Genomic DNA, 26,842 nt, shown 5'->3' with positions numbered 1-26,842 from the left:
CTCTCGTACGGCCGTAGCCCTTGTGGGTACGGCGAAATCAGCCCCGCTCGTGGTGCAGGCCCAGGTTTTCGTAGATCTCCAACGTTGCCGTGGAGTTGTTGAGGGTAATGAAGTGCAGACCCGGCACTCCCTCGTCAAGCAGCTTGGCGCAAAACTCCGTAGCGAACTCGATGCCAATGGAGCGTACAGCGGCCGGATCGTCTTTTGCTGTGAGGATTCGCTCTTTCAACTCCGGGGGGAAGTCCGCGTTGCTCAGCTTGGGCAGGCGTTCGAGCATGCGCACGCTCGTCACCGGCATGCATTCCGGGATGATCGGCGTCTCGCAGCCGGCCGCGGCGACCTTGTCACGCAGCCGCAGGTACTCCTCCGGGTAGAAGAACATCTGCGTGATCGCGTAGTCGGCGCCCGCGCGGCACTTGTCGACGAAATGCCGCACGTCGGAGCCCCAGTCCGCCGAGCGCGGATGCATCGCGGGGAACGCGGCGACGCCGACGCAGAAGTCCCCGGACTCCTTGATCAGTTCAACGAGTTCGGCCGCGTACGTGAGCCCCTCGGGGTGCGAGATCCAGTCGCCCATGGGGTCGCCGGGCGGGTCGCCGCGCACCGCGAGCATGTTCCGGATCCCGGCGTCGGCGTACTGGCCGATGATGTTGCGCAGTTCGGCGACCGAGTGCTCGACGGCGGTGATGTGGGCGACCGGCGTCAGCGTCGTGTCGGCGACGATCTGCTCCGTCTCCTTGACGGTGCCCGCGCGCGTGGAGCCGCCCGCGCCGTACGTCACCGAGACGAAGTCGGGCGACACGGCCTCGACCCTGCGCAGCGCGTTCCACAGGTTGCGCTCGCCCTTCGGGGTCTTCGGCGCGGAGAACTCGAACGAATACGTCGTCTTGCCGGGCGCGAGCATGTCACGCACGGTGCGGGCGCGATCAGTCCTGGTGGAAGCGGTACCTAGGGCCATACGGGCAGGTTACTGACCGATATGCAAAGCCCCTAATCCCCGTCCACCTTGCGGACAGGGCCACAGAACGGCCGCTACCGGCGGGTTCCTTTCCGTTCACCGGAGTCACGCGGTGCGCAGGCGCTTCGCGAATTCGGCCGCGGCCGCGCCCGGATCGTCGGCCTCCGTGATGGCCCGGACGACGACGGCCCTGCGGGCTCCGGCCTCCAGGACCTCGTCCAGGTTCGTGAGGTCGATGCCGCCGATCGCGAACCAGGGGCGGTCCGTGTCCAGGCCCGCCGTGTAGCGCACCAGGTCGAGGCCGGGCGCGTACCGCCCGGGCTTGGTCGGAGTCGGCCAGCAGGGGCCCGTGCAGAAGTAGTCCACGCCCTCCTGGACGGCGGCCGCGGCGGCCTCCTCGTCGGCGTGCGTGGAGCGGCCGATCAGCACCTCGTCGCCCAGGAGGGCGCGGGCCGCGGGGACCGGGAGGTCGCCCTGGCCCAGGTGCAGCACGTCCGAACGGGTCGCGTGGGCGACGTCCGCCCGGTCGTTGACCGCGAACAGCTTGCCGTGGCGGCGGGCCGCCTCGGCGAACACCTCCAGGTGCTCCAGCTCCTCGCCGGCCTCCATGCCCTTGTCGCGCAGCTGCACGATGTCGACGCCGCCGGCCAGCACCGCGTCGAGGAACTCCGGCAGATCGCCCTGGCGCCTGCGCGCGTCGGTGCACAGGTAGAGCCGCGCGTCCGCGAGCAGCGCGCGCTTGGTGTCCGCCATGAAGAGTCCCCCCGTGGGTCGTGCGATGTCGGTGGCGTGCGCACCGCGAGGGTCGCGGTGCGCACGCCGGACGGTTGTCAGGTCAGACGGCGAGCGCCTGGGCGCGGCGCTTCACCTCCGTGCCGCGATTCTCGCTCAGGGCCTGCGCGGGGGTGCCCGGCAGGCTTGGGTCGGGGGTGAAGAGCCACTCCAGCATCTCTTCGTCGCTGAAGCCGTCGTCCCTCAGGACCGTCAGGAGGCCGACGAGCCCCTTGACGATCTTGTCGCCGTCGATGAAGGCGGCGGGCACGTGGAGTGCCCTGTTCTCACCGCGGCGCACGGCGATCAGCTGGCCTTCCTTGACCTGCTGCCGCACACGCGTCACCTCGACATCGAGTTGCTCCGCGATGTCGGGGAGGGTGAGCCAGGCGGGGACGAGAGCATCGATCTTTGCGTCAATCTCGGTCACGGGACAAGCGTGCCATCCCGGACTGACACTCGGAAGCCGGGCCGGTGCGGACGGGCCACCACTCCTCCCTTTCCGCCCCTTCTGTCACGCTCTGTCACGCCGCTGCGGGGCTCACGCCACGGCTGACTTCAGCGGGCGGGCCGGATCCGAGAGCAGTTCCGGGTCGAGCGGGGTCCGCGACTGGATGAGCTTGCGCCCCTGGGCCAGGTCACGCGGCTTGCCGACGGCGAGTACGGCCACCAGGGCACCGTCGCGCAGCCAGCACACCGACCAGGCGGCACCGGCGGGGTCGCCCCGCCACACCGTCGCGTCGGCGCCCTCGTGGTGCCCCGCGTACTGCACGAACCGGCCGAACTGCTCGGACCAGAAGTAGGGCACCGGGTCGTAGACCGCCGGGGTGAGCCCGACGATGTTCGCCGCGACCGTGCGCGGCCCCTGCAGCGCGTTGTCCCAGTGGTGGACCATGAGGCGCTCTCCGTAGCGCCCCGAGGGGAACGACGAGCAGTCCCCCACCGCGTACACATCGGGCACGGACGTGCGCAGCCGCTCGTCCGCGAGCACCTCGCGGTGGGCGCCGAGCTCGATTCCGGAGCCGGCCAGCCAGCGGGTGGCGGGGCGGGCGCCGATGCCGACGACGACGGCCCCGGCGGGCAGCCGCGTGCCGTCGTCGAGGACCACGACGCCGGGCTCGACGCGCTCCACGCGCGCGTGGGTACGCAGCTCGGCCCCGGCGTCGGCGTACCAGGCGGCCATGGGGGCGGCGATCTCGGCGGGCAGCGCCCCGGCGAGGGGCCGCTCGGCGGCCTCCACCACGGTGACCCGGCAGCCCGCCTCACGGGCCGCGGTGGCGAACTCGGCACCGATCCAGCCGGCGCCCACGACCACCACGTCGTGCTGCTCGGCGAGGACGGGGCGCAGCCGCTCGGCGTCGTCGAGGGTGCGCAGCAGGTGCACGCCGGGTACCGCCTGCGCGCCCGGCAGATGGACGGGCTCGGCGCCGGTCGCGACGACCAGTACGTCGTACGGGACCGGTCCCGCGGCCGTGTCCAGCTCGTGGTCGCCCGGCCGCAGCCCGGTCACCTCGCGGCCCAGCTCCAGGGAGACGCCGAGCGCCTCGAAGTCGACGTCGAAGGCCGAGCCCTCCGCCTTGCCGAGCAGCACCGCCTTGGACAGCGGCGGCCGGTCGTACGGCTGGTGGGGCTCGGCGCCGAGCAGTGTGATCGCGCCGGCGAAGCCCTGCTCACGCAGCGCCACGGCGGTCTGCACGCCTGCCATGCCCGCGCCCACGATCACGACGTTCCGCTGCCCCGAAGGCGCTGCACTCCCGCTCCGCTGCTCACTCACAGGATCAACTCTAGGCACCTGATCTTGTGTCAGTCAGCGGTGCGGGCCACTCGCGGGCCGTGACGTCCTGCACACGCGCCGGCGGTTTATCGATCAAGGGCAAGGTCAGTGGCGCGGCTGCCGGGCCGGGTCGAGCAGCTGCTCGACCACGCTGGTCCCGCTGCCCTCCTGCGACTCCCACTCCCAGGTCTCGTCGAGGCGCACCCGGCCGTCCGGGAGCTCGGACACGGTCGAGACGCAGTGCCCGCAGGAGGTGGTCCCGTCGGTCTTCAGCTGCACGTAGCGGAAGTCGAGGCGGTCGCCGGAGCGCGTCCCCACAAGGTGCCCCTCCACGACATCGCCGCCTGTGTAGTCCGCCGAGATCCGGCCGTCCTTCTCCTGGTACGTGAAGCGGGTCCGCGTACCCACCTGGCCCGGGGCCTGGTCGACAACGGGGGACAGAACGAGTCCGTCGAGAGATCGGGCCACGGGCCGGGACTCCCTTACTGGAGGTCGTGGTGAACGGCTAGGGTGGCCAACGTAGAGCACTCGCGGGAGCCCGTACGCAGCGGGCTGAGAGGGAGGCTGGAGCGGCCTTCGACCGTCCGAACCTGATCCGGGTCATACCGGCGAAGGGAGGGGCTTGACGCCCATGTCGTCGACGCCATCCGTTCATTCGCACACCTGCGACGTCCTCGTCGTCGGTGGCGGCATCATCGGTCTGGTCACCGCCTGGCGGGCCGCGCAGCGCGGTCTGTCCGTGGCGGTCGCGGACCCCGAGCCCGGCGGCGGGGCCGCCCGGGTGGCGGCCGGAATGCTGGCCGCCGTCACCGAACTCCACCACGGCGAGCAGACGTTGCTCGGCCTGAACCTCGAGTCCGCGCGCCGCTACCCCGACTTCGCGGCCGAGCTGTCCGAGGCCACCGGGCAGGACCTCGGCTACCGCGCCTGCGGCACGCTCGCGGTCGCGCTCGACGCCGACGACCGCGCGCACCTCAGGGAGCTGCACGCGCTGCAGACGAAGTCGGGTCTTGAGTCCGAGTGGCTCCCGGGCCGCGACTGCCGCCGTCTCGAACCGATGCTCGCTCCGGGCGTGCGCGGCGGCCTGCGGGTCGACGGGGATCACCAGATCGACCCGAGAAGGCTCGCGAGCGCCCTCGTGACGGCCTGCGAGCGCTCCGGCGTGACCTTCCACCGCTCGTGGACCGAAAGGCTCTCTGTCGTACGCGACCGGGCGCGCGGCGCGGTCCTCGCCGACGGCACCGAAGTCGCGGCCGACCAAGTGGTGCTGGCGGCGGGCAGCCGCGGCGGACAGCTCGCGGGCGTGCCCGACGCGGTACTGCCGCCGGTGCGCCCCGTCAAGGGCCAGGTGCTGCGCCTGACGGTGCCGAAGCGGTACGCGCCCTTCCTCAGCCGTACGGTCCGCGCGGTCGTGCGCGGCGGCAACCTCTACCTGGTGCCGCGCGTCAACGGCGAGCTCGTCGTGGGCGCGACCACCGAGGAGCTCGGCTGGGACACCACGGTCACCGCGGGCGGCGTCTACGAACTCCTGCGGGACGCCCACGAACTCGTCCCCGGCATCACCGAACTCCCGCTGACCGAGACCCGCGCGGGCCTGCGCCCCGGCTCCCCCGACAACGCGCCGCTCCTGGGGCCGACCGCGCTGCCCGGCCTCCACCTCGCGACCGGCCACTTCCGCAACGGCGTGCTCCTGACGCCGGTCACCGGCGACACCATGGCGCACGTCCTGACCACCGGTGAACTCCCCGAAGTGGCCCGCCCGTTCACCCCGAAGCGCTTCAGCAGCGCCCCCGTGGAGCAGCCCGCATGAACGTCTACGTCAACGGCGAGCCGCGCACGGTGACCGCGCAGACCACGCTCGACCTCCTGGTCGCCGCGCTCACCACCGCGCCCCGGGGCGTCGCCGCCGCCCTCAACGAAACCGTCGTCCCCCGCACCCAGTGGCCCGCCACGGCGCTCTCCGAAGGAGACCGCGTCGAGGTCCTCACGGCCGTACAAGGAGGCTGAACCGCTCATGGCCGACGACACTTTCGTCCTCGGGGACGACACCTACTCCTCGCGTCTGATCATGGGCACGGGCGGGGCACCGAGCCTCGACGTCCTGGAGCGCGCCCTGGTGGCCTCCGGTACCGAACTCACCACCGTGGCGATGCGCCGCGTGGACGCGAGCGTGCACGGCTCGGTGCTCTCCGTCCTGGAGAAGCTGAACATCCGGGTGCTGCCGAACACGGCCGGCTGCTTCACCGCGGGAGAGGCCGTCCTGACGGCCCGCCTCGCGCGCGAGGCGCTCGGCACGGACCTGGTAAAGCTGGAGGTCATCGCCGACGAGCGCACCCTGCTGCCCGATCCGATCGAGCTGCTCGACGCGGCGGAGACGCTGGTGGACGACGGTTTCACCGTGCTGCCTTACACGAACGACGACCCGGTCCTGGCGCGCAAGCTGGAGGACGTGGGCTGCGCGGCGATCATGCCGCTGGGCTCCCCCATCGGCTCCGGCCTCGGCATCCGCAACCCGCACAACTTCCAGCTGATCACCGAGCACGCGCGCGTACCGGTGATCCTGGACGCGGGCGCGGGCACGGCGTCCGATGTGACGCTCGCCATGGAGCTCGGCTGTGCGGGTGTGATGCTCGCCTCCGCCGTCACCCGCGCGCAGGAGCCGGTCCTCATGGCCGAGGGCATGCGGCACGCGGTGGAGGCGGGGCGCCTCGCGTACCGCGCGGGCCGCATCCCCAAGCGCCATTTCGCCGAGGCGTCCTCGCCCGCGGAGGGCCGCGCGCACCTCGACCCGGAGCGCCCCGCGTTCTGACGCACGCGCCGGTCACGCGGGCGCGCGCGCCGGTCACAGCTGTGCTGCAGTACGGGTCCGGTCCTGCGGCACGGGGGCTGGCTGTCGGTCACTCCTCGTACACTCGCCTGCGTGGACACGACCCTTCAGGACCCGTTGCTCGGGCACGTGCTCGACGGCCGGTACCGCATCGACGCACGCATCGCGGTCGGCGGGATGGCCACGGTCTACAGGGCCGTGGACACCCGCCTCGACCGCGTGCTCGCGATCAAGGTGATGCACCCTTCGCTGGCCGCGGACGTCACGTTCGTGGACCGTTTCATCCGCGAGGCCAAGTCGGTGGCCCGCCTCTCGCACCCCAACGTCGTGGGGGTGTACGACCAGGGCACCGACGGCGCGTACGTGTATCTGGCGATGGAGTACGTCGCCGGCTGCACCCTGCGTGACGTGCTGCGCGACCGGGGAGCGCTGCGGCCCCGCGCCGCCCTCGACATCCTTGAGCCGGTCCTCGCCGCACTGGGAGCGGCCCACCGCGCGGGCTTCGTGCACCGCGACATGAAGCCGGAGAACGTCCTGATAGGGGACGACGGCCGGGTCAAGGTGGCGGACTTCGGTCTCGTACGCGCGGTGGACACGGTCACGAGCACCACGGGGTCGGTCCTCGGCACGGTCTCGTACCTGGCGCCCGAGCAGATCGAGAACGGTACGGCGACGGCGAGCGTGGACGTCTACGCCTGCGGTGTCGTGCTCTACGAAATGCTCACGGGCGGCAAGCCGCACGCGGGCGAGTCCCCCGCCCAGATCCTCTACAAGCACCTCCACGAGGACGTGCCCCCGCCCTCGGCGGCGGTCCCCGGTCTCCCCTACGAGCTCGACGAGCTGGTCGCGTCGGCGACGGCGCGCACCCCCGAGGTGCGCCCGCACGACGCCGTGGCGCTCCTCGCCCAGTCCAGGGACGCCCGCTCAAGGCTCACCGACGCCCAGCTGGACGCGGTGCCGCCGCAGGCCCACGAGACGGAGCACGTGGGGGCCGACGACCGGACGAGCGTGATCCCGCGCGCGTTGGGCACGGCGGTGCAGCTGCCGCTGCCCACGGACTCCGCGGACGCGGCGCCGATCAACCGGACGAGCCGCCTGGAGATGCCGCCCGCGCCGCCCGTCGCGCCCGGTCCGGCCCGCGGCGGCGGTCGCGGCCGCCCGCAGCGCCGCACGCTCGCGATCGTCGCGGCGATCCTGCTGGTCCTCGGCATCGGCACGGGCGTCTGGTACATCAACTCCGGCCAGTTCACGAAGGTCCCGTCGGTCCTCAACCAGACGCAGGTGCAGGCCGAGAAGCGCCTGAAGGACGCGGGTCTGGAGCGGGGCCCGGTCTCCCGTCAGTACAGCGACACGTACAAGCGCGGCACCGTCATGGACAGCGACCCCGCGTCGGGCGACCGCATCCGCGGCGGCGACACGGTGGATCTGACCGTCTCCCGTGGCCCGAAGACCGTGAAGGTCCCCGACCTCGCCGACACCCCGCTCGACAGGGCGAAGAGCGACCTCAAGAAGCGGGGTCTCGAACCGGGCATGACCACCAAGGAGTTCAGCGACGAGATCGCCAAGGGCTCGGTGATCAGCACGGACCCCGCCGCGGGCGACACCCGCAGGGCCGGTTCCGCCGTCTCCCTCGTCGTCTCCAAGGGCTCCCCCATCGACGTCCCCGACGTCACCGGCGAGTCCGAGCAGGACGCCATCGCCGATCTGGAGGACGCGGGCCTGAAGGCCGAGATCTCCACGCAGCGGGTCAACTCCGACGAGGACAAGGGCGATGTCGCCCAGCAGTCCCCCGAGGACGGCAAGCAGCTCGCCGAGGGTGACACGGTGACCCTGACGATCTCCAAGGGCCCGGTCATGGTCGAGGTCCCCGACGTCACGGGCATGAAGGTCGACGAGGCGAATGCGAAGCTCAGCGCTGCGGGCTTCGAGGTGGACGAGAACCGCGGACTGCTCGGCCTGTTCGGCGACACCGTCAAGAGCCAGTCGGTGGAGGGCGGCGACAAGGCCCCGAAGGGCTCGACCGTCACGATCACCATCCGGTAGCCGCAGCCCGGCCCCGGGCGTTCGAGCGGCCATGACACCCTTGGCCGGGTGAACAGCAGCATCCGCAACCCGATCGGCGGCCACGTCCCCGTGGCCGGCGGCCTCGCGAGCGTAGGACTCTCCTACGCCCGTGACCTCAAGGCCGAAACCGTCCAGGTCTTCGTGGCCAACCCGCGCGGCTGGGCGACGCCGCCCGGGAACCCCCAGCAGGACGAGGACTTCCGCGCCCAGTGCGCCGAGGAGAACATCCCGGCGTACGTGCACGCCCCGTACCTGATCAACTTCGGCTCGCACACCGAGGCGACCGTCGACAAGTCCGTGGACTCCCTGCGCCACTCGCTGCGCCGGGCCCGCGCGATCGGCGCCCTCGGCGTGGTCGTGCACACCGGCTCCGCGACCGGCGGCCGGGACCGCGAGGTCGCCCTCGCGCAGGTCCGCGAGCGGATGCTGCCGCTGCTCGACGAGCTGACGCACGACGACGACCCGTTCCTGCTCCTGGAGTCGACGGCGGGCCAGGGCGCCTCGCTGTGCTCGCGCACCTGGGACTTCGGCCCGTACTTCGACGCCCTCGACCGCCACCCCAAGCTGGGCGTCTGCCTCGACACCTGCCACATCTTCGCGGCGGGCCACGACCTCACGGGTCCTGCGGGCATGAAGCAGACCCTGGACCTGCTGGTCGACACGGTCGGCGAGGGCCGCCTCAAGCTGATCCACGCCAACGACTCCAAGGACGTCGTGGGCGCCCACAAGGACCGGCACGAGAACATCGGCTCCGGCCACATCGGCGAGGACCCGTTCCGCGAGCTGCTTGCCCACCCCGCGACCGAGAACGTACCGCTGGTCATCGAGACACCGGGCGGCAAGGAAGGGCACGCGGCGGACGTCGAGCGCCTCAAGGGGCTGCGCGCGTAGGCTCCACACCCGTTGAGGAATACCCCATGGGGGTATACGGTTCCTGTCACTGACAGGAACCGCTCACGGATGTTGGGGGAGCCATGCAGCACGACACTCACGCCGGGCACGAGCACCACACGCACCACGACGCACACGGCACCGGCGGCAAGGTCACCTGGTCCATGGCCGCGCAGGCCACCCTGCACTGCCTCACCGGCTGCGCCATCGGCGAGGTCCTCGGCATGGTGATCGGCACCGCGCTCGGCTGGGGAAACGTACCGACGATGATCCTGGCGATCGTGCTCGCCTTCTTCTTCGGCTACTCGCTCACGCTGCGCGGTGTCCTGCGCGCGGGCGTCGGCTTCAAGGCGGCCGTCCGCGTCGCCCTCGCCGCGGACACCCTGTCCATCGCGGTCATGGAGCTGATCGACAACGGGGTCATCGTGCTGTGGCCGAACGCGATGGACGCCCACCTCTCGGACGCCCTGTTCTGGGGCGCGCTCGCCTCGTCCCTGGCGATCGCCTTCGTGGTGACGACCCCGGTCAACCGCTGGATGATCGGCCGCGGCAAGGGCCACGCGGTGGTGCACCAGTACCACTGACCCCCAGGGGGTACCCGCGACGCGTCGACGAGCCCGGCAGGGGCCTAGAACTCGGGCCCTTCGCCGGGCTGCTCCTGGTACGAGTACCGCTGCTCACGCCACGGGTCGCCCACGTTGTGGTACCCGCGCTCCTCCCAGAACCCGCGCCGGTCCGCCGTCATGTACTCGACGCCGCGCACCCACTTCGGCCCTTTCCAGGCGTACAGGTGGGGCACCACGAGGCGCAGCGGGAAGCCGTGCTCCGCGGTGAGCAGTTCGCCGTCCTTGTGCGTGGCGAAGATGGCCTGCTCGGAGGCGAAGTCGGACAGCCGCAGATTCGACGAGAATCCGTACTCGGCCCACACCATCACATGGGTGACATCGGGCCCGGGCGGGGCCAGGTCCAGGATCGTGGAGGCGCGGACGCCGCCCCACTCGGCGCCGAGCATGCTGAACTTCGTGACGCAGTGCAGATCGCCGAGCACGGTCCCGTACGGCAGCGCCGCGAACTCCTCGTGGTTCCAGCAGTGCTTCTCGCCGTCGGCGGTCGCGCCGAAGACCCTGAACTCCCAGCGCTCGGGGCGGAACTTGGGCACCGGGCCGTAGTGCGTGACGGGCCAGCCGCGCTGCAGTCGCTGCCCGGGCGGAAGCTCCGGCTGCACTGCTCCCCCAGACTCGCGACCCACCGGATGACCCATGCCTCCATCCTGACAGACCTGGAGCAGTGGACGTGACCACGCCCACCCTCGTGGGGCCGCCACGGGCATCGATTGGGGCAACTCCTACTAAGCGTGCACTTACTGGACGCGGTCTTGTGCCGATGCAAGGATGCGCGAAACCTGCCCAGTTACCGCTTGGAAGGAGCCTCTGCGATGCAGGGCGACCCCGAGGTCATCGAGTTTCTCAACGAGCAGCTGACTGCCGAGCTCACGGCGATCAATCAGTACTTCCTGCACGCGAAGATGCAGGACAACTTCGGCTGGACGAAGCTCGCGAAGTACACGCGCGCCGAGTCGTTCGACGAGATGAAGCACGCGGAGGTGCTGACCGACCGGATCCTGTTCCTGGACGGGCTGCCCAATTACCAAAGGCTCTTCCACGTCCGGGTCGGCCAGACGGTGACCGAGATGTTCCAGGCGGACCGGCAGGTCGAGGTCGAGGCGATCGACCGCCTGAAGCGCGGCATCGAGGTGATGCGCGGCAAGGGCGACATCACGTCTGCGAACATTTTCGAGTCGATCCTCGAGGACGAGGAGCACCACATCGACTACCTGGACACGCAGCTCGAACTGGTGGAGAAGCTGGGTGAGGCGCTCTACATCGCGCAGCTCATCGAGCAGCCGGACAGCTGAGCCGATCAGGTTCGCTAGGCGGCGTTCGGCAGTTCCGCAGGCTCCGGCGTCGGCGCGAGGGCCACGGCCGACTCGCCCTGCTCGACCAGTTCCCGGCGGGGGCACGCGCCCCGGCCGAGCAGTGCCTGGATCCGACGCACGCAGGAACCGCAGTCGGTGCCGGCCTTGCAGGCCGACGCTATCTGGCGGGGGGTGCAGGCACCGTCCTCCGCGTGCTTCTTGACCTGTGCCTCGGTGACACCGAAACAGTTGCAGACGAACACGCGGTTCACCTCCCGGTCGGACCTGTCGTCGGGACTGATAAGCAACGCCGCCCCGACTGATCGGTGAGGCTAACCTAACCTTACCCGGCCGATCGGGAGCACAAAAGTACCGTGGGGCGCGGATCCTTGTGATCCGCGCCCCACGGCGTTACCTACAGTGAACCGGGCTCACTGGTCGCGGTACATCTCCGCCACCAGGAACGCCAGGTCGAGCGACTGGCTGCGGTTCAGGCGCGGGTCGCAGGCCGTCTCGTAGCGCTGGTGCAGATCGTCGACGAAGATCTCGTCGCCGCCGCCCACGCACTCGGTGACGTCGTCACCGGTGAGCTCGACGTGGATGCCGCCCGGGTGCGTGCCGAGCGCCTTGTGGACCTCGAAGAAGCCCTTGACCTCGTCCAGCACGTCGTCGAAGCGGCGGGTCTTGTGACCGGAGGCCGCCTCGTACGTGTTGCCGTGCATCGGGTCGGTGATCCAGGCGACCTGCGCGCCGGACGCCGTGACCTTCTCGACCAGCTCGGGCAGCTTGTCGCGGACCTTGTCGGCGCCCATGCGGACGATGAAGGTCAGCCGGCCCGGCTCGCGGTCGGGGTCGAGGCGCTCGATGTACTGCAGCGCGTCCTCGGCCGTCGTCGTCGGGCCGAGCTTGATCCCGATCGGGTTGCGGATCTTCGACGCGAACTCGACGTGCGCGTGGTCCAGCTGACGCGTGCGCTCGCCGATCCAGACCATGTGGCCGGAGACGTCGTACAGATTGCCCGTACGCGAGTCCACCCGGGTCATCGCCGACTCGTAGTCGAGCAGCAGCGCCTCGTGGGAGGCGTAGAACTCGACCGTCTGGAACTCGGCCGGGTCGGTGCCGCAGGCGCGCATGAAGTTCAGCGCGTTGTCGATCTCGCGGGCGAGCTTCTCGTAGCGCTGGCCCGACGGGGACGACTTCACGAAGTCCTGGTTCCAGGCGTGCACCTGGCGCAGGTCCGCGTAGCCGCCCGTGGTGAAGGCGCGCACGAGGTTCAGCGTCGAAGCGGACGCGTGGTACATCTGCTTCAGCCGCTGCGGGTCCGGGATCCGGGCCTCTTCGGTGAACTCGAAGCCGTTCACGGAGTCGCCGCGGTAGGTCGGCAGCGTGACGCCGTCGCGAGTCTCGGTCGGCTTGGAGCGGGGCTTGGAGTACTGACCGGCGATCCGGCCGACCTTCACCACCGGCACCGAGGCGGCGTACGTCAGCACGGCGCCCATCTGGAGCAGGGTCTTGAGCTTGTTCCGGATGTGATCGGCGGAGACACCGTCGAAGGCCTCGGCGCAGTCGCCGCCCTGGAGCAGGAACGCCTCTCCCTTGGCGACGGCGGCCATACGGTTGCGCAGCTGGTCGCACTCGCCGGCAAAGACGAGCGGCGGATACGACTCGAGGTCCGCGATCACATCGCGCAGAGCCTCGGCATCGGGGTACTCGGGCTGCTGCGCCGCGGGCAGGTTTCGCCAGGTGTTGCCAGCGCTCGCGCTGGTCTTAGCGTTCACGGTCACCTCGCAAACATTACGGGGTCACGACGCCGGTCCATTCCCCCGCTCAGCTTTTGAGACGGACGCGACACGTTCGAGCGGCGCCGCCGGGGCATCGGGTACGGTGACGCCCATGTTCGCGCAATTTCTGCACCGCACCTGGTGGTGGACCGCACATCCGGCGGCCCACTGACTGCGCGTACCTGAAACCGCGAAGGCCGCCCGAGGGGCGGCCTTCAGTGTTTTCGACACCGGCTGTTCCTCCTGAACGACTCCCGTCAGTCACTGGAAGGAACCTCCCTGATGCTGGACGCACTGCTCACCGACGATCGCCCCTTCGCTCTCCTGCGCCGTCGCACACCCGGACGTGAGCACGACACGGTCGAGGTCCTGATCGGCGGCGTGAGCGACTATGAGCGGCTCGCCGACATCCCGGAGGGCCTCGCGCTCGTCCCCTTCCGGCAGATCCGGGAACGCGGCTTCGACGTCCGCGACGACGGCACCCCGCTCACGGTCCTCACCCCCGACGAGTCGTACGAGATCCCGCTCGGCGAGGCACTGGAGCAGCTCCCCCGGCACGACGTCCAGGTCGGCGACGGCGGCTTCGACGTCGACGACGACGCGTACGCGGACATCGTCGGCCGGGTGCTGCGCGAGGAGATCGGGCAGGGCGAGGGCGCGAACTTCGTGATCCGCAGGACGTACGAGGGGGAGATCGCGGGGTTCTCGCGGGCCGACGCCCTCGCGCTGTTCAGGCGGCTGCTCGCCGGGGAGCGGGGCGCGTACTGGACGTTCGTCGTGCACACCGGGGACCGGACGCTGGTCGGCGCGAGCCCCGAGGTGCACGTGCGGATGTCCGGCGGCACCGTCGTCATGAACCCGATCAGCGGTACGTACCGCTACCCGGCCGAGGGCCCGACGCCCGAGCACCTGCTGGACTTCCTCGCCGACGGCAAGGAGATCGAGGAGCTGTCGATGGTGGTCGACGAGGAGCTCAAGATGATGTGCACCGTCGGCGACATGGGCGGTGTCGTGGTCGGTCCCCGGCTCAAGGAGATGGCGCACCTCGCGCACACCGAGTACGAGCTGCGCGGGAAGTCGACCCTCGATGTGCGCGACGTCCTCAAGGAGACGATGTTCGCCGCCACCGTCACCGGCTCGCCCGTGCAGAACGCCTGCCGGGTCATCGAGCGGCACGAGGTCGGCGGCCGCGGCTACTACGCGGGCGCGCTCGCGCTCGTCGGCCGGGACGCGGGCGGGGCGCAGACGCTCGACTCCCCCATCCTGATCCGCACCGCCGACATCGACGCCGCCGGTCGGCTGCGCGTCCCCGTCGGCGCGACGCTCGTGCGCGGCTCCGACCCGGTGAGCGAGGTCGCGGAGACGCACGCGAAGGCGGCGGGCGTGCTGGCAGCGCTCGGCGTACGTCCCGCGCGCCCGCGCGAGGAGAGCGCGCGGCCCGCGCTCGCCGACGACCCGCGGGTGCGGGCGGCGCTCGACGGACGGCGCTCGGCCCTGGCCCCGTTCTGGCTGCGGATGCAGGAGCGTACGGGCGAGCTGTCGGGGCACGCGCTCGTCGTCGACGGCGAGGACACGTTCACCGCGATGCTGGCGCACGTGCTGCGTTCGACGGGGCTCGACGTGACGGTGCGGCGCTACGACGAGGAGGGGCTGCGGGAGGCCGCGCTCGCGCACGACGGGCCGATCGTGCTGGGCCCCGGCCCCGGCGACCCCTGCGACCTCGACGATCCGAAGATGCGGTTCCTGCGCTCGCTGACCGCCGAGGTGATCGGCACGCACGAGCACGGTGTGCTCGGCGTCTGCCTCGGCCACGAGCTGATCGCGGCGGAGCTGGGCCTGGAGATCGTCCGCAAGGAGGTGCCGTACCAGGGCGCGCAGACGGACGTCGAGGTGTTCGGGCGGACCGAGAAGGTCGGGTTCTACAACAGCTTCGTGGCGTCCTGCGACGACGAGACCGCGACCGAGCTGACGGCGCACGACGTGGAGGTCAGCCGGGACCGGTCGACGGGCGAGGTGCACGCGCTGCGCGGTCCCTCCTTCGCGGGCGTGCAGTTCCACCCGGAGTCGGTGCTGTCGCTGCGCGGCGCCGGGATCGTCCGCGAGGTCCTGGGTCAGCTGCTGGACTCGGCGGGCACCAGCACGTTCTCGGAGCGGCGGCCCGCCTGAAAGTCGAGGACGTTCTGCACCGTGGTGTCGATGATCTGCCCGACCGCGTCCACGGTGTAGTACGCCTGGTGCGACGTGACCAGGACGTTCGGGAACGTGACGAGGCGGGCCAGGGTGTCGTCCTCGACGACGTCGAGCGACTTGTCGAGGAAGAACAGGCCCGCCTCGGCCTCGTACACATCGAGGCCGACACCGGCGAAACGGCCCTCGCGGAGCTCGGTGACGAGGGCCTTGGTGTCGATGAGACCGCCGCGGCTGGAGTTGATCAGGATCGCGTCGTCCTTCATGGCGCGCAGCGCGGCGGCGTCGACGATGTGCTCGGTGGAGGGCAGCAGCGGGACGTGCAGGCTGATGACGTCGGCCTCGGCGAACAGCTGCTCCTTGTCGACGTACTTCATGCCGAGCTCGACGCAGTTCGGGTTCTCGGCGACGTCCCAGCCCAGCAGCTTCATGCCGAAGCCGTGCGCGATCCGGGTGAAGGCCTCGCCGATCTTGCCGGTGCCGAGCACGCCCACGGTGCGGCCCCGCAGGTCGCGGCCCATCAGGCCGTCGAGGCGGAAGTCGAAGTCGCGGGTGCGGGTGCTGGCGCGGACGATGCGGCGGTTGACGGCCATCGCGAGGGTCCAGGCGAACTCGGCGACCGAGTACGGCGAGTAGTACGAGACGCGGGACACGGTCAGGCCGAGCCGCTCGGCGACCTGCAGGTCGATGTTGTTGAAGCCCGTGGAGCGCTGGGCGATCAGCTGCGTGCCGCCGGCCGCGAGGGTCTGCAGCACACGATGGTTGAGGGTGGCGTTGACGCTCGTGGAGATGATCTCGTAGCCGGCCGCGATCGGGGCGGTGTCCTCATTGAGGAACACGTCCAGACAGCGGACGTCGTGGTGCCCCTTGAAGGCCTTCTCGATCAGGGGCTTTTCGTCGGATTGCACACCAAAAGCGAGGATCTCCATGCCCGCGAGCCTAAGCCTCAGCCGAAGAACACGCCCACTTCTTCGTACAGCGCCGGGTCCACCGTCTTCAGCCGAGACGTCGCGTCGGCGATGGGTACGCGCACGATGTCCGTCCCCCGCAGCGCCACCATCTTCCCGTAGTCCCCGTCCCGCACCGCCTCGATGGCGTGCAGCCCGAACCGCGTGGCCAGCCACCGGTCGAAGGCGGACGGCGTGCCACCGCGCTGCACGTGGCCGAGGACCGTGGTCCGGGCCTCCTTGCCCGTGCGCTTCTCGATCTGTTTCGCCAGCCACTCCCCCACGCCGGAAAGCCGCACGTGCCCGAAGGAGTCCAGGGACTCGTCCTTCAGCACCATGTCGCCGTCGCGCGGCATCGCCCCCTCGGCGACGACCACGATCGGGGCGTACGAGGAGCGGAAGCGGGAGGTGACCCAGGCGCAGACCTGGTCGACGTCGAAGCGCTGCTCGGGGATGAGGATGACGTTGGCCCCGCCGGCCAGGCCCGAGTGCAGCGCGATCCAGCCCGCGTGCCGCCCCATGACCTCGACGACGAGGACCCGCATATGCGATTCGGCGGTGGTGTGCAGCCGGTCGATGGCCTCGGTGGCGATGCCGACGGCCGTGTTGAAGCCGAAGGTGTAGTCGGTGGCGGAGAGGTCGTTGTCGATCGTCTTCGGTACGCCGACCGCGTTGACGCCGTACTCGTCCGTGAGCCGGGCCGCGACGCCGAGGGTGTCCTCGCCGCCGATCACTATGAGGGCCTCGACCTCCTGCTTGGCGAGGTTCTCCTTGACGCGGCGGATCCCGTTCTCCTCCTGCAGCGGGTTGGTCCGCGAGGAGCCGAGCACGGTGCCGCCGCGGGGCAGGATGCCGCGCACCGCGGGGATGTCGAGAGGGACGGTGTCGTTCTCCAGGGGGCCGCGCCAGCCGTCGCGGAACCCGACGAACTCGTAGTCGTACTCCTGAACGCCCTTGCGCACGATGCCCCGGATGACAGCGTTCAGTCCGGGGCAGTCACCGCCTCCGGTCAATACTCCGACCCTCATGGCGTAACTCCCTTGTCACGGCGAGTGGTTGGGGGCCACTCTCCCGCGCGGGATCAGTCGTCGTCCAGACCGCGCTCGATCGCGTAGCGGACGAGCTCCACCCGGTTGTGCAGCTGGAGTTTGCCGAGGGTGTTCTGCACGTGGTTCTGGACCGTGCGGTGCGAGATGACCAGGCGCTCGGCGATCTGCTTGTAGCTCAGGCCCTTCGCGACGAGGCGCAGCACCTCGGTCTCGCGGTCGGTGAGCTGCGGGGCGGCCGTCCCGGCGGCGTCGCCCGAGGGGGCCGGGTCGGAGGCGAGGCGCCGGTACTCGCCGAGGACCAGGCCCGCGAGGCCGGGCGTGAACACGGGGTCGCCGACGGCGGTGCGCCCCACCGCGTCGATCAGCTCCTCCGTGGAGGCGGACTTGAGCAGATAGCCGGTGGCCCCGGACTTGACCGCTTCCAGCACGTCGGCGTGCTCACCGCTCGCGGACAGCACGAGGACGCGCAGGGACGGATCGGCGCCGACCAGTTCCTTGCACACCTGGACGCCGGGCTTGGCCGGCAGGTTCAGGTCGAGAACGAGCACGTCGGGGCCCGCGGCCTGCGCGCGGCGCACCGCCTGCTCCCCGTCACCGGCCGTGGCGACGACCTCGAAGCCGGCCGCGCCCAGGTCGCGGGCCACGGCGTCGCGCCACATCGGGTGGTCGTCGACCACCATGACCTTGATGGATCCGTTCGACTCGCTCATCGCGCCTGTCCTGCCTTCCCCCGTGGCCCCTGAGGGCTCTTTCCGAACTGCTTCACTTACTTCAACTACTTCTTCGGTACGCGCAGTTCGACCTCGGTCCCCTGGCCGGGTACGGAGATCAGCTCGGCGGTGCCGCCGATGTCGCGCAGGCGGCCCCGGATCGACAGGGCGACGCCGAGCCGCCCCTCCCCCTCGGCCTGCGCGAGGCGGCCCTCCGGGATGCCGGGCCCGTCGTCCCGCACCGTCACGATGACCGCTTCCGGCTCGTCCTCGACGAGGATCCACGCCTGCGCGTCCTCGCCCGCGTGCCGACGCACATTGTCCAGTGCGGCACTGACGGCGGCGGCCAGTTCGCGGGCGGCGGCGGGCCGCATCGGCACCGCGGCGCCCGGCTCCGAGAAAGTGATGCGTCCACCGGCGTGCCCGGCGAGCAGGGGGCGCAGATCGCGGGGTTCCGCGCCGTCGTCCTCCGCGTCCGCGGCCGCGGGTTCCATGACGGTGCGCACGACGGCGCCCTCGCCCGCCGACTCCTCGGACGCGCGCGAGGCGGGTACCAGGCCGCCGGCGACCAGCGTGCGCAGCGCGACCTCCTGCTCGCCCGCCATCCGGCCGAGCTCCGCGGCCTCGCCGCCCAGGGCGGTGCCGCGGCGCTGCACCATCGCGAGGACCTGCAGCACGCTGTCGTGGATGTCGCGGGCGAGGCGCTCCCGCTCGCGCGTCGCCGCCTCGATCTCCAGGGCGCGGGCGAGGGTGCGCTCGGAGGCGCGGGCCACCTCCACGACGTAGCCGATCGCGATGGAGGCGATGCAGACCAGCAGCACGCTGTGGATGAGGCCGCGGGTGATGTCGCCGCGCTGCGCGACATTGGCGACGCCGATGAGCAGGGACGCGCCGGCCGCCCACCGCCAGCCGCCCTTGAGCGCCCAGGCGAGGACCGCGCCCGCCGTCCAGATCGACGGCAGTGTGGAGCCGCCGGTGACGGCCCGCTCGTGCCCGGCGACCGGTGAGAGCAGAATGCCGGCGACGGCGATCGTCAGGTCGAGGGTGAGGAACCGCTTGGTGCAGCGCCGGGCGCCGGACACCTGCGGCAGCGTCGCGACGGTCCACACCGCGAGGACCGCGAAGTAGGCGACGCCGACCCACGGACGCTCGTACACCTCGTAGGAGGAGGCGAAGAGCCCGATCGCGTAGACGAGGGTCAGGACGCGGTACCCGGTGAGGGCGCGCCACAGCGGCTGTTCGACCGACATCCGCACGACCCGCTCACGGCCGACCGTGTTCCCCATGTCCCCTGTCCCCCGCCCTCGGCACCTCTGGGTACTTCCCCGGGAACGACGCGACTACGAGCCGCCCCGTTCCTTCTCCAACGCCTTCTTCGCCGCTTCCTTCTCGGCCTTTTCCGCCTTGGCCGCCTTCTCGGCGGCCTTCTCCGCGTCCGCGATCTGCCGCTTGGCGGCGGTCGCGTACATGTCGACGTACTCCTGGCCGGAGAGCTTCATGATCTCGTACATGACCTCGTCGGTCACAGCCCTGAGGACGAAGCGGTCGCCCTCCATGCCGTGGTAGCGGCTGAAGTCGAGCGGCTTGCCGATGCGGATGCCCGGCCGCATCAGCTTCGGCATCACCTTGCCCGGAGGCTGGATCTTCTCGGTGTCGATCATGGCGACGGGGATGACGGGGGCGCCGGTGGACAGCGCCACGCGCGCGAGGCCGCCCGGCTTGCCCCGGTAGAGGCGCCCGTCGGGCGAGCGCGTGCCCTCCGGGTAGATGCCGAACAGCTCACCGCGCTCCAGGACCTCGATGCCGCTCTTGATGGCGGCCTCGCCGGCGCCCCGCGAGCCGGAGCGGTCCACGGGCAGCTGGCCGACGCCCTTGAAGAACGCGGCCGTCAACTTGCCCTTGACCCCGGGGGTGGTGAAGTACTCCGCCTTCGCGATGAAGGTGACCTTGCGGTCGAGGACGGCGGGCAGGAAGAACGAGTCGGAGAACGAGAGGTGGTTGCTGGCGAGGATCGCGGGCCCTTCCTCGGGGATGTTCTCGAGGCCCTCCACCCACGGCCGGAAGCCGAGCTTCAGCGGCCCGCCGATGGCCACCTTCATTGCGCCGTAGATCAACCCTCTGCCTTCCCTAGTGCCCGGACCTCGTCCCCGGACCAGTCCGAGGGTCCGACCTTAACCCGCTGGGCCGCCCCGGGGCCCGACGACCCTGGTCGGTGTCAGTCCGGTCGCGTACCGTGAGGTGCACGTCCCCGTTGCTCGTCCGTCCACCGTTTCTCTGCCATGAACAGGAGACCGAAGGTGCCGGTCCTTCCTGGAGCCGAGCCGTACCGCCACGAAGGCGGCGAGGTCGGCGTCCTCCTCTGTCACGGATTCACCGGGTCACCCCAGTCGCTGCGGCCCTGGGCCGAGTACCTGGCGGAGCGCGGTCTCACCGTCTCCCTCCCGCTGCTGCCGGGCCACGGCACGCGCTGGGAGGACCTGGCCGTCACCGCGTGGCAGGACTGGTACGCGGAGGTGGACCGCGCCCTGCGCGAGCTCACGGAGCGCTGCTCCAAGGTCTTCGTCTGCGGCCTGTCGATGGGCGGCGCGCTCGCCCTGCGCCTCGCGGCCCGGCACGGGGACGAGATCGCGGGCCTCGTCCTGGTGAACCCGGGGAACAAGGTGCACGACCTGGCCGCGCACACCCTCCCGGTCACCCGGCACCTCGTGCGCTCGGTCAAGGGCATCGCCAGCGACATCGCCAAGGAAGGTGTGACGGAGCTCGGCTACGGCCGGATGCCGCTGCACGCGGTGCACCAGCTGCGCGGCTTCTTCCGGGTCGTGGACCGCGAACTGCCGCAGGTGACCCAGCCGTTGGTGGTCCTGCACAGCGTGCAGGACCACGTCGTGCCGCCCGTCGACTCGGCGCGTGTCCTCGGCCGCGTCTCGTCCACGGACGTCACGGAGATCCTGCTGGAACAGAGCTACCACGTGGCGACGTTGGACCATGACGCGGACCGGATCTTCGAAGAGAGCTACGCGTTCTTCGACCGGCTCGCCCCCGAAGTCGGCAAGATCCCCAGCGCGGGCGTGGAAGGGACGACCACCGGTGACTGAGCAGGAGCGCGGCGGGTCCGAGCGGCCGGAGAGCTCGGACTCGGAAGGCCAGGAGGAGAGCGGCGGGCAGTCGCGCGACCCCTTCCTGCCGACCGACGAGGACGCGGCGTGGGCGGCGATCGTCGCCGGTTACGGGGAGGAGCCGCCGGACCCGCCGGGCGCCAAGCCGTTCAAGTCGGTCGAGGACCTGGCCCTGCTCGAACCGGAGACCAACGACGCGCCAAAGCGGTCGGCCGACGCCGAGCGGGACACTCCGCAGAAGGACACCCCGGCGTCGAACCGGGACGAGGACCGCAGCGAGGACAAGGACCAGGGCCGGGACAAGGACGAGGGCGGGAAGCGCCCCCTCGGCTCCTCGATCTCCTTCGCGCCCGGCATCGCCGCCACCCCCGGCCCGCGCGACCACACGGCGCCCGAGGCCTCGGACGACGACTTCGACGGGGACGACGAGGGCCACTTCGTCCCGCCGGAGCCGCCCCCGCTGCCGGAGGGCGACGTCACGTCCAAGTTCGCCTGGCTCGCGGTGGTCGGCGGACCCGTCCTGCTGCTCCTCGCGGTGCTGCTCAACTGGGACATGACGTGGTGGCTCGCGACGCTCTGCATCGGCGGCTTCCTCGGCGGCTTCGGCACGCTCGTCGCCCGGATGTCCCCGGGTGACGACGACGGGGACGACGATCCGGGTCGCGGCGCCGTGGTCTGAGGCTAGGCGGCGGGAAGACGGAGGGCGGCAAGCACCGGCAGATGGTCGGTGGCCGCCCTCATCTCGTTAACGTCCAGGAAGTCCGGCACCCCGCACCCGAGCACCTCAATGCCCTTGGTGGCGAGGATCGCGTCGATCCGCTGATGGGGATCGTCCGGCGTCGAGGTGTACTCGCCGCCCCAGGGGCGCGTCGCCCGGGCGTCCTGGAGGGTGCTCGCGAGCCGCCGGAAGGTGCGCCCGCCGGGCCGCTCGTTGAGGTCGCCGCCCACGACGACGTGCGGCACCCCCGCGGCCTCCATCGCCGCGACCCGGTCGAGGAGCATCCCGCCCTGCGCGTACCGCTCGTCCTTCTGCAGGCTCAGATGGCAGCTGACGACGCCGAGCCGTGGGCCACGCCGGCCCCCGAACCGTACGACGGCGGTCGCGAAGCCGCGCCGGTGCAGTCCCGGCGTGAGCGGGAGCAGCACGTCCTCGGTGCGCTCGACGGTGGCCCGCAGCGAGCAGAGCAGCGCGGGCCCGGCGGCGCTGCCGCCCCCGGAGAGGACCACCAGATCGGCGGCGCGGGCCAGCCGGGCGAGGTGCTTGCGCCAGCGGAAGAACCGGGGCGCCTCCTGGATCAGTACGAGGTCCGGGGCGCAGGCCTTCATCACCCGGGCGAGGGCGACGGGGCTGTCGCGCATCGAGCGGATGTTGTAGCTGAGGACGCGGATGACGGCCGAACCGTCGGGTTCCGTACGGGAGTTGGGCAGTTCTTCGGTGCGTTCGGGGAGCGAGCCGGAGTCCATGAAGATCAAGATACGCCGGTGCCCGCCGCCCCAGCGGGGAACGACGGGCACCGGTTGCGTATGTACGTCACATGACGGGGTCGGGCTCCCGCGCGAGGTCGGCGGCGCCGACCATGCCCGCCTTGTTGCCCAGCTGGGCGGCGATCACATCGGCGACCGGCCGCCAGTTCCCGCCGACCAGCCACCGCTTGTACGACTTGCGGATCGGGTCGAGGACCAGCTCGCCCTCGTCGGAGAGGCCGCCGCCGACGATGAACGCCGACGGGTCGAACAGCGAGGCCAGGTCGGCCAGGCCCGCGCCGGCCCAGCGGGCCAGCTCGCGGTACGAGTCGACGGCCACGGGGTCGCCCTCGCGGGCGGCCGTGGAGATGTGCTTGCCCTCGATGCCCTCGGGGCTGCCGTCGCCGAGCGAGAGCAGGTACGAGGCGTTCTCCGGCGTCGCGTTCGCCCGCTGCTTCGCGTAGCGGACGAGCGCGCGGCCCGAGGCGTACTGCTCCCAGCAGCCCTGAGAGCCGCAGCCGCACAGCAGGCCGTCCGGCACCATGCGGATGTGGCCGAACTCGGCGGCCACACCGAAGTGGCCGCGACGCAGCTTGTTGCCGATGATGACGCCACCGCCGAGGCCGGTGCCGAGGGTGATGCAGATGACGTTGCGGTGGCCCTTGCCCGCGCCGAACTTGTACTCGCCCCAGGCGGCCGCGTTCGCGTCGTTCTCGACGACGACGGGCAGCTTGACGCGCGCCTCGACCTTCTCCTTCAGCGGTTCCTGGCGCCAGTCGATGTTCGGCGCGAAGTACACGGTGGAGCGCTGGCGGTTGACGTAACCGGCGGCACCGATCCCCACGCCCACGATGTCGTGTCCGGCCCGGGCACCCTCAACGGCCGAGGCGATCGCGTCGACGATCCCGTCAGGCGTGGAAGGCGTCGGCACCTTGAACGTGGAGAGGATGTTGCCGTCCTCGTCGACCACGCCGGCCGCGATCTTCGTGCCGCCGATATCGACGCCGATGGTGAGTCCCATGAATCCCTCAGTTCGGTCGAGCCCCGCTATGGCCCACCTTAACCGAGCAGGGGTCTGCCGTTGGATTCCCGTTGTTCGCCCGAAGGGCACCCGGCAGACGGGATCCGACGGCAGTCACCTGGTTTCAGTCCGCGTTCAGTCCAGGTCGATGTGCTCCCCGCCTCCGGAGCCCTCGTCCTTGGGCTTCGGCGGAGGCGTCGGTTCCTGGGTGCGTTCGGTCCAGCGGCGCTCCTGGCCCTCGACCGCGGAGCGGTAGGCGGCGAGCAGTTCGTTGCCCGCGGCTGCCAGGTGGTCGAACACGTCCGAGTTCCGGTCGATGACCGGCTCGATGACGGAGCGGGCCTGCCGGGCGGCCTGCTTGGCGACCTGCTCGGCGGTGCCCTGGGCGACCGAACCGAGGAACGGGGCCTGCACGGACGAGAGCTTGTCGGTGACGGCGTCGACGAGCTTCTTCAGCTCCTCGGCGGCGGATCCGGGCGGCGGCCCGGACTCGGCCCTGCGGCGGGCCCGCTCAGCCTGGAGATCCTCGGCGCACGCCTTCTCCCACGCGTCGGCGTCGACCTGGTGGGCGGGCTGCTCGGTGGCGTCGCTCATGACGGCTGACTCCTGCGGAGAGCTGGACCGGTTACGCCTTCGACGTTACCCGAACGGACGCGCCGCGTTCACCGGGTCTGCGCGGCACAATCCTCCGGGCGCCCGCCCGGACCGGCTGTCTTCTCCTGCCGGGGGTCCGGGGGTGTCCCCCGGGAGAATCAGTCCCGGGTCTGCGGCCACAGATCGGGGTCGGGGGCGAAGCGGACGCGGAGTTCGCCGTCGACGAGTCCGGCGCCCGCCACGGTGCAGCGGCGGGGCGCGGAGGGCAGCGGAACGATACGGCGGAACGCACCCGCGCCGACGACCAGTTCGTCGCCGCGCCGCACCAGGCTCAGCTCCTCGCGGACCGCCCCGGGCAGCGGTATCCGCCACACCAGGACGCCGTCCTCGCCGAGCCGGTCCTCCACGGGCCACGGGGTGCGGGGACCCGGCACGGCCACCGGCACCGGTACGTCCAGGTCCTCGGGGCGCGGGTCGCGGCCCAGGTGGGGCAGCTCGTGCGCGCCGGGCCACTCGGCGACGACCTTGCGCTGGCGGGCGGCGGCGTCGGCGAGCCACGGGTCGGTGGAGCCGTCGGGGAGCACCCGGTTGGCGACGACCGACTCGACGTCGAGTCCGTGCAGGGCGAGGCCGGTACGGGTGGTGCGCAGTGTCTCGGCGGCGGCCCTGGTGGGCTCGGCGACGAGTCGTACGCGAGTGGTGGCGGCGTCGACCACGGCCTGCGCGGCGGCGAGTTCGGCGTCCCAGCGGGCGGCGGACTCGTAGAGCCACTGCGCGGGCATCGGCACTCCGGCGAGCCGGCCGAGGACGGGGCGCAGGGCGCGCGCGGCCTGGCGCTCCGCGGGGAGCAGTCGGCGCAGATAGCGGCGCAGCTGTTCGGGCAGGGCGAGGACGGCGACGGCGCGGGGGGCGGCCGGCAGGTCGACGACGACCAGGTCGTACGTCTCCTCGGCGCTGCCCCGAAGGGCCCGCAGCAGCGCGAGTTCCTCGCTGCCGGGCAGCGGGGTGACCTCGTCGGTGTCGAACCGGGTGGCGCCGAGCAGTTCGAGGCCGGAGGCCGCGCGTTCTTGAAGGGCGAGGAGGTCGCGGCGGAAGTCGTCGGCGGGGGTGAGCCGGGTGACGTCGACGTCCTCGACCCCGTCCACGGGATCCGCGGTGATCAACCGCGTACGCAGCCCTTGCCGGGCGGCCTTCTGAGCTGTGGCGGCGGCGACGGTGGTGCGGCCGGCGCCGCCGGGGCCGGTGACGAGAAGGGTGCGCATGAGGTGTGAGGTTACCTGGGTGCACGCCACGGGGCTCCGCCCCGGACCCCACTGCCCATGCGCCGCAGGGGGCCTAGGGCCTGTCGTTTGGATCAGGCCCTAGCTCCCCGACTCGACCCGCTTCTTCAGGCCCGCCAGCGCGCGGTCGATGATGACCTTCTCCGCCTTGCGCTTGATCATGCCGAGCATGGGGATCTTCACGTCGACCGTGAGGGAGTACGTGACCTCGGTCCCGGAACCCGCGGGCTTCAGGACGTAGGAGCCGTCGAGGGAACGCAGCATCTGGGACTTCACGAGGGTCCAGGACACCTCGTTCTGACCCGCCCAGGTGTACTTCAGCGTCTGGTCGTCCTTGATCGCCCCGGCGTCCATCACGAGCCGGACCTGCTCGGCGCGGCCGGCCTCGTCCTCGGCGATGACCTCCGCCTCCTTCACCTCACCCGTCCAGTCCGGGTAGCGGGCGAAGTCGGCGATCACCCCCATGACATCGGCAGGGGCCGCCTCGATCGTGATGCTCGAGCTGGTGTGTTCCGCCATCGCCGTGGCTCCTCCAGATACCGGTCAGGGTGCGCCGTGCCTGCCTACGCGTGTGTCGCGTGAAGGCTATCGCGCGTACGGCGCCGCGCTGTCACCACTCCAGCGCCCACGGCCTGCCCGAGCCCGCGAAGTGCCCGACGTTCACGCACTCCGTGGACCCGATCCGCATCCGCCGCGCGAGCGGCTGGTGGACGTGGCCGAAGAGCGAGTACCGGGGACGGGTGCGGCGAATCGCCTCCAGGAGGGCGCGGCTGCCGCGCTCGAAACGCCGCGCCACCGTGTCGTAGACGAGATCGGGGACCTCCGGCGGAATGTGCGTGCACAGCACGTCGACCTCCCCCACGGCCTCGATCTTCGCGGCGTACTCCTCGTCGTCGATCTCGTACGGCGTGCGCATCGGGGTGCGCAGGCCGCCGCCGACGAAGCCGAAGACCCAGCCGCCTATCTCGACGCGCTCCCCGTCGAGCACGGTCGTGCCGGGCGCGGCGTACTCCCGCCAGAGCTGCGGCATGTCGACATTGCCGTAGGTGGCATACGTCGGAGTGGGGAACGCCGCGAACATCTCCGCGTACTGCTTGCGCACCGCTTTTTCGATGGCGGGCACACGGTCTATGCCGGCCCAGAGTTCCCGTCCGAAGGCCCGTGCCTCCTCGAAGCGGCGGGCCGTGCGCAGTTCAACGATGCGGTCCGCGTTCTCCTCACCGAACAATTCGGGGAAAATGCCGCGCGCATGATTTGCGTAATCAAGGAACAACACCAGGTCACCGAGGCAGACGACGGCATCGGCGCCGTCTCCGGCTCGTGCGAGGTCGGTGGAGTTTCCGTGCACATCGCTGACCACATGTACGCGCATGCCGATCACCCTAGGACGATGGGTCCCCGGATGGATAGAGGCCGCCGGACCTGCGGTTACTTCCGAGTCAGGAGGCTTCTGGACTAGGGTGCGAGAAGAGTCGCGGCGACATGTGACGCAG

General features: G+C 71.0%; 29 protein-coding genes and 1 riboswitch. Of the genes, 10 read left to right on the top strand and 19 right to left on the bottom strand.

All coding sequences use genetic code 11. The features are described from left to right. Positions 1-37: 37 nt before the first annotated feature. The 5 genes from metF to ACY34M_RS04370 form a co-directional block, all read right to left on the bottom strand. On the bottom strand, positions 38-958 hold the full coding sequence (metF, locus tag ACY34M_RS04390) for a methylenetetrahydrofolate reductase [NAD(P)H] (protein ID WP_462717702.1): 921 nt from the start codon (positions 956-958) through the stop codon (positions 38-40). Between the two features lie 105 nt (positions 959-1,063). Next, entirely contained in the window at positions 1,064-1,711 is a 648-nt protein-coding gene (gene thiE, locus ACY34M_RS04385; protein ID WP_462717701.1) for a thiamine phosphate synthase, read from the bottom strand. Positions 1,712-1,793: 82 nt separating this feature from the next. Continuing rightward, positions 1,794-2,159, bottom strand: coding sequence for an Rv2175c family DNA-binding protein (locus ACY34M_RS04380; RefSeq protein ID WP_356388782.1), 366 nt, complete (start codon positions 2,157-2,159; stop codon positions 1,794-1,796). Between the two features lie 111 nt (positions 2,160-2,270). After that, positions 2,271-3,503, bottom strand: coding sequence for an NAD(P)/FAD-dependent oxidoreductase (locus ACY34M_RS04375; RefSeq protein ID WP_462717700.1), 1,233 nt, complete (start codon positions 3,501-3,503; stop codon positions 2,271-2,273). A 105-nt stretch (positions 3,504-3,608) separates the two neighbouring features. Continuing rightward, entirely contained in the window at positions 3,609-3,971 is a 363-nt protein-coding gene (locus ACY34M_RS04370) for a hypothetical protein (RefSeq protein ID WP_462717699.1), read from the bottom strand. A 52-nt stretch (positions 3,972-4,023) separates the two neighbouring features. Further along, a riboswitch (TPP riboswitch) is annotated at positions 4,024-4,137 on the top strand. Between ACY34M_RS04370 and thiO the strand changes: the two genes are divergently transcribed. The 6 genes from thiO (at position 4,135) to ACY34M_RS04340 (ending at position 9,869) form a co-directional block, all read left to right on the top strand. Next, a complete protein-coding gene (gene thiO, locus ACY34M_RS04365) occupies positions 4,135-5,313 on the top strand; it encodes a glycine oxidase ThiO (RefSeq protein ID WP_462717698.1) in 1,179 nt (392 codons plus the stop codon). (Overlaps the previous riboswitch by 3 nt.) Beyond that, on the top strand, positions 5,310-5,510 hold the full coding sequence (thiS, locus tag ACY34M_RS04360) for a sulfur carrier protein ThiS (RefSeq protein WP_462717697.1): 201 nt from the start codon (positions 5,310-5,312) through the stop codon (positions 5,508-5,510). Before thiO ends, thiS begins: the two co-directional genes overlap by 4 nt. Positions 5,511-5,517: 7 nt before the next feature. Continuing rightward, entirely contained in the window at positions 5,518-6,312 is a 795-nt protein-coding gene (locus ACY34M_RS04355) for a thiazole synthase (RefSeq protein ID WP_462717696.1), read from the top strand. 111 nt (positions 6,313-6,423) lie between these two features. After that, entirely contained in the window at positions 6,424-8,373 is a 1,950-nt protein-coding gene (pknB, locus tag ACY34M_RS04350) for a Stk1 family PASTA domain-containing Ser/Thr kinase (RefSeq protein ID WP_462717695.1), read from the top strand. 48 nt (positions 8,374-8,421) lie between these two features. Continuing rightward, entirely contained in the window at positions 8,422-9,285 is an 864-nt protein-coding gene (locus ACY34M_RS04345) for a deoxyribonuclease IV (protein ID WP_462717694.1), read from the top strand. Positions 9,286-9,368: 83 nt separating this feature from the next. Further along, positions 9,369-9,869: a DUF4396 domain-containing protein gene (locus ACY34M_RS04340; protein WP_462717693.1), complete on the top strand. Its 501-nt coding sequence runs from the start codon at positions 9,369-9,371 to the stop codon at positions 9,867-9,869. Positions 9,870-9,913: 44 nt separating this feature from the next. Here the strand turns inward: ACY34M_RS04340 and ACY34M_RS04335 are convergent, their stop codons facing one another. Continuing rightward, on the bottom strand, positions 9,914-10,546 hold the full coding sequence (locus ACY34M_RS04335) for a sulfite oxidase-like oxidoreductase (RefSeq protein ID WP_462717692.1): 633 nt from the start codon (positions 10,544-10,546) through the stop codon (positions 9,914-9,916). A 174-nt stretch (positions 10,547-10,720) separates the two neighbouring features. Here ACY34M_RS04335 and bfr point away from each other — a divergent pair, with 174 nt between their 5' ends. Further along, entirely contained in the window at positions 10,721-11,200 is a 480-nt protein-coding gene (bfr, locus tag ACY34M_RS04330; RefSeq protein ID WP_462717691.1) for a bacterioferritin, read from the top strand. 14 nt (positions 11,201-11,214) lie between these two features. Here the strand turns inward: bfr and ACY34M_RS04325 are convergent, their stop codons facing one another. Together ACY34M_RS04325 and ACY34M_RS04320 are read right to left on the bottom strand one after the other, a co-directional pair. Beyond that, positions 11,215-11,472, bottom strand: coding sequence for a (2Fe-2S)-binding protein (locus tag ACY34M_RS04325; protein WP_462717690.1), 258 nt, complete (start codon positions 11,470-11,472; stop codon positions 11,215-11,217). Positions 11,473-11,631: 159 nt separating this feature from the next. Next, on the bottom strand, positions 11,632-12,984 hold the full coding sequence (locus tag ACY34M_RS04320) for a class II 3-deoxy-7-phosphoheptulonate synthase (RefSeq protein ID WP_462717689.1): 1,353 nt from the start codon (positions 12,982-12,984) through the stop codon (positions 11,632-11,634). 276 nt (positions 12,985-13,260) lie between these two features. Here ACY34M_RS04320 and ACY34M_RS04315 point away from each other — a divergent pair, with 276 nt between their 5' ends. Next, a complete protein-coding gene (locus tag ACY34M_RS04315) occupies positions 13,261-15,147 on the top strand; it encodes an anthranilate synthase family protein (protein WP_462717733.1) in 1,887 nt (628 codons plus the stop codon). On the opposite strand, the gene ACY34M_RS04310 is transcribed toward ACY34M_RS04315, so the two are convergent. From ACY34M_RS04310 to ACY34M_RS04290, 5 genes are all read right to left on the bottom strand, one after another. Then, on the bottom strand, positions 15,093-16,097 hold the full coding sequence (locus tag ACY34M_RS04310) for a 2-hydroxyacid dehydrogenase (protein WP_462717688.1): 1,005 nt from the start codon (positions 16,095-16,097) through the stop codon (positions 15,093-15,095). The genes ACY34M_RS04315 and ACY34M_RS04310 overlap by 55 nt on opposite strands. 17 nt (positions 16,098-16,114) lie before the next feature. Beyond that, a complete protein-coding gene (locus ACY34M_RS04305; RefSeq protein WP_462717687.1) occupies positions 16,115-17,143 on the bottom strand; it encodes a 6-phosphofructokinase in 1,029 nt (342 codons plus the stop codon). A 53-nt stretch (positions 17,144-17,196) separates the two neighbouring features. Continuing rightward, positions 17,197-17,874 (bottom strand): response regulator, encoded by a 678-nt coding sequence (locus ACY34M_RS04300; protein ID WP_462717686.1) that lies wholly within the window; start codon positions 17,872-17,874, stop codon positions 17,197-17,199. A gap of 65 nt (positions 17,875-17,939) precedes the next feature. After that, positions 17,940-19,160, bottom strand: coding sequence for a MacS family sensor histidine kinase (gene macS, locus ACY34M_RS04295; RefSeq protein WP_462717685.1), 1,221 nt, complete (start codon positions 19,158-19,160; stop codon positions 17,940-17,942). A 54-nt stretch (positions 19,161-19,214) separates the two neighbouring features. Beyond that, on the bottom strand, positions 19,215-19,988 hold the full coding sequence (locus ACY34M_RS04290) for a lysophospholipid acyltransferase family protein (RefSeq protein WP_462717684.1): 774 nt from the start codon (positions 19,986-19,988) through the stop codon (positions 19,215-19,217). 183 nt (positions 19,989-20,171) lie between these two features. Here ACY34M_RS04290 and ACY34M_RS04285 point away from each other — a divergent pair, with 183 nt between their 5' ends. Together ACY34M_RS04285 and ACY34M_RS04280 are read left to right on the top strand one after the other, a co-directional pair. Further along, a complete protein-coding gene (locus tag ACY34M_RS04285) occupies positions 20,172-20,969 on the top strand; it encodes an alpha/beta hydrolase (protein WP_462717732.1) in 798 nt (265 codons plus the stop codon). Continuing rightward, on the top strand, positions 20,962-21,669 hold the full coding sequence (locus ACY34M_RS04280) for a hypothetical protein (RefSeq protein ID WP_462717683.1): 708 nt from the start codon (positions 20,962-20,964) through the stop codon (positions 21,667-21,669). The genes ACY34M_RS04285 and ACY34M_RS04280 overlap by 8 nt, the downstream gene beginning before the upstream one ends. Positions 21,670-21,671: 2 nt before the next feature. Here ACY34M_RS04280 and ACY34M_RS04275 read toward each other — a convergent pair whose 3' ends face one another. The 6 genes from ACY34M_RS04275 to ACY34M_RS04250 all read right to left on the bottom strand — a co-directional run bounded on the left by ACY34M_RS04275 (position 21,672) and on the right by ACY34M_RS04250 (position 26,721). Beyond that, on the bottom strand, positions 21,672-22,454 hold the full coding sequence (locus ACY34M_RS04275; protein ID WP_462717682.1) for an endonuclease/exonuclease/phosphatase family protein: 783 nt from the start codon (positions 22,452-22,454) through the stop codon (positions 21,672-21,674). Positions 22,455-22,521: 67 nt separating this feature from the next. Next, positions 22,522-23,475, bottom strand: coding sequence for an ROK family glucokinase (locus ACY34M_RS04270; protein WP_462717681.1), 954 nt, complete (start codon positions 23,473-23,475; stop codon positions 22,522-22,524). Positions 23,476-23,610: 135 nt separating this feature from the next. Beyond that, positions 23,611-24,069: a DUF5304 domain-containing protein gene (locus ACY34M_RS04265; RefSeq protein ID WP_462717680.1), complete on the bottom strand. Its 459-nt coding sequence runs from the start codon at positions 24,067-24,069 to the stop codon at positions 23,611-23,613. A gap of 158 nt (positions 24,070-24,227) precedes the next feature. After that, positions 24,228-25,331 carry an ArsA family ATPase gene (locus ACY34M_RS04260; RefSeq protein ID WP_462717679.1) on the bottom strand — a complete coding sequence of 368 codons (1,104 nt, stop codon included), beginning with the start codon at positions 25,329-25,331 and terminating at the stop codon, positions 24,228-24,230. A gap of 99 nt (positions 25,332-25,430) precedes the next feature. Then, a complete protein-coding gene (locus ACY34M_RS04255; RefSeq protein WP_462717678.1) occupies positions 25,431-25,868 on the bottom strand; it encodes an SRPBCC family protein in 438 nt (145 codons plus the stop codon). Between the two features lie 91 nt (positions 25,869-25,959). Continuing rightward, the gene (locus ACY34M_RS04250; protein ID WP_462717677.1) at positions 25,960-26,721 is read right to left on the bottom strand and encodes a metallophosphoesterase family protein; all 762 of its coding nucleotides are present in this window, start codon (positions 26,719-26,721) and stop codon (positions 25,960-25,962) included. Between the last annotated feature and the right edge of the window lie 121 nt (positions 26,722-26,842).

The sequence above is a fragment of the Streptomyces sp. EDA2-14 genome (genome assembly GCF_054963755.1).
Note: the sequence above shows the minus strand (reverse complement) of the source record. Positions and strands in the feature narration are given on the sequence as shown.

What these genes read in the sequence shown, in the direction of transcription:
- metF (WP_462717702.1), bottom strand. Translation starts at nt 958, where the DNA reads ATGGCCCTAGGTACCGCTTCCACCAGGACTGATCGCGCCCGCACCGTG.
- thiE (WP_462717701.1), bottom strand. Translation starts at nt 1,711, where the DNA reads ATGGCGGACACCAAGCGCGCGCTGCTCGCGGACGCGCGGCTCTACCTG.
- thiO (WP_462717698.1), top strand. Translation starts at nt 4,135, where the DNA reads ATGTCGTCGACGCCATCCGTTCATTCGCACACCTGCGACGTCCTCGTC.
- thiS (WP_462717697.1), top strand. Translation starts at nt 5,310, where the DNA reads ATGAACGTCTACGTCAACGGCGAGCCGCGCACGGTGACCGCGCAGACC.
- ACY34M_RS04355 (WP_462717696.1), top strand. Translation starts at nt 5,518, where the DNA reads ATGGCCGACGACACTTTCGTCCTCGGGGACGACACCTACTCCTCGCGT.
- ACY34M_RS04340 (WP_462717693.1), top strand. Translation starts at nt 9,369, where the DNA reads ATGCAGCACGACACTCACGCCGGGCACGAGCACCACACGCACCACGAC.
- ACY34M_RS04335 (WP_462717692.1), bottom strand. Translation starts at nt 10,546, where the DNA reads ATGGGTCATCCGGTGGGTCGCGAGTCTGGGGGAGCAGTGCAGCCGGAG.
- bfr (WP_462717691.1), top strand. Translation starts at nt 10,721, where the DNA reads ATGCAGGGCGACCCCGAGGTCATCGAGTTTCTCAACGAGCAGCTGACT.
- ACY34M_RS04310 (WP_462717688.1), bottom strand. Translation starts at nt 16,097, where the DNA reads ATGGAGATCCTCGCTTTTGGTGTGCAATCCGACGAAAAGCCCCTGATC.
- ACY34M_RS04305 (WP_462717687.1), bottom strand. Translation starts at nt 17,143, where the DNA reads ATGAGGGTCGGAGTATTGACCGGAGGCGGTGACTGCCCCGGACTGAAC.
- ACY34M_RS04300 (WP_462717686.1), bottom strand. Translation starts at nt 17,874, where the DNA reads ATGAGCGAGTCGAACGGATCCATCAAGGTCATGGTGGTCGACGACCAC.
- macS (WP_462717685.1), bottom strand. Translation starts at nt 19,160, where the DNA reads ATGGGGAACACGGTCGGCCGTGAGCGGGTCGTGCGGATGTCGGTCGAA.
- ACY34M_RS04275 (WP_462717682.1), bottom strand. Translation starts at nt 22,454, where the DNA reads ATGGACTCCGGCTCGCTCCCCGAACGCACCGAAGAACTGCCCAACTCC.
- ACY34M_RS04270 (WP_462717681.1), bottom strand. Translation starts at nt 23,475, where the DNA reads ATGGGACTCACCATCGGCGTCGATATCGGCGGCACGAAGATCGCGGCC.
- ACY34M_RS04265 (WP_462717680.1), bottom strand. Translation starts at nt 24,069, where the DNA reads ATGAGCGACGCCACCGAGCAGCCCGCCCACCAGGTCGACGCCGACGCG.
- ACY34M_RS04260 (WP_462717679.1), bottom strand. Translation starts at nt 25,331, where the DNA reads ATGCGCACCCTTCTCGTCACCGGCCCCGGCGGCGCCGGCCGCACCACC.
- ACY34M_RS04255 (WP_462717678.1), bottom strand. Translation starts at nt 25,868, where the DNA reads ATGGCGGAACACACCAGCTCGAGCATCACGATCGAGGCGGCCCCTGCC.
- ACY34M_RS04250 (WP_462717677.1), bottom strand. Translation starts at nt 26,721, where the DNA reads ATGCGCGTACATGTGGTCAGCGATGTGCACGGAAACTCCACCGACCTC.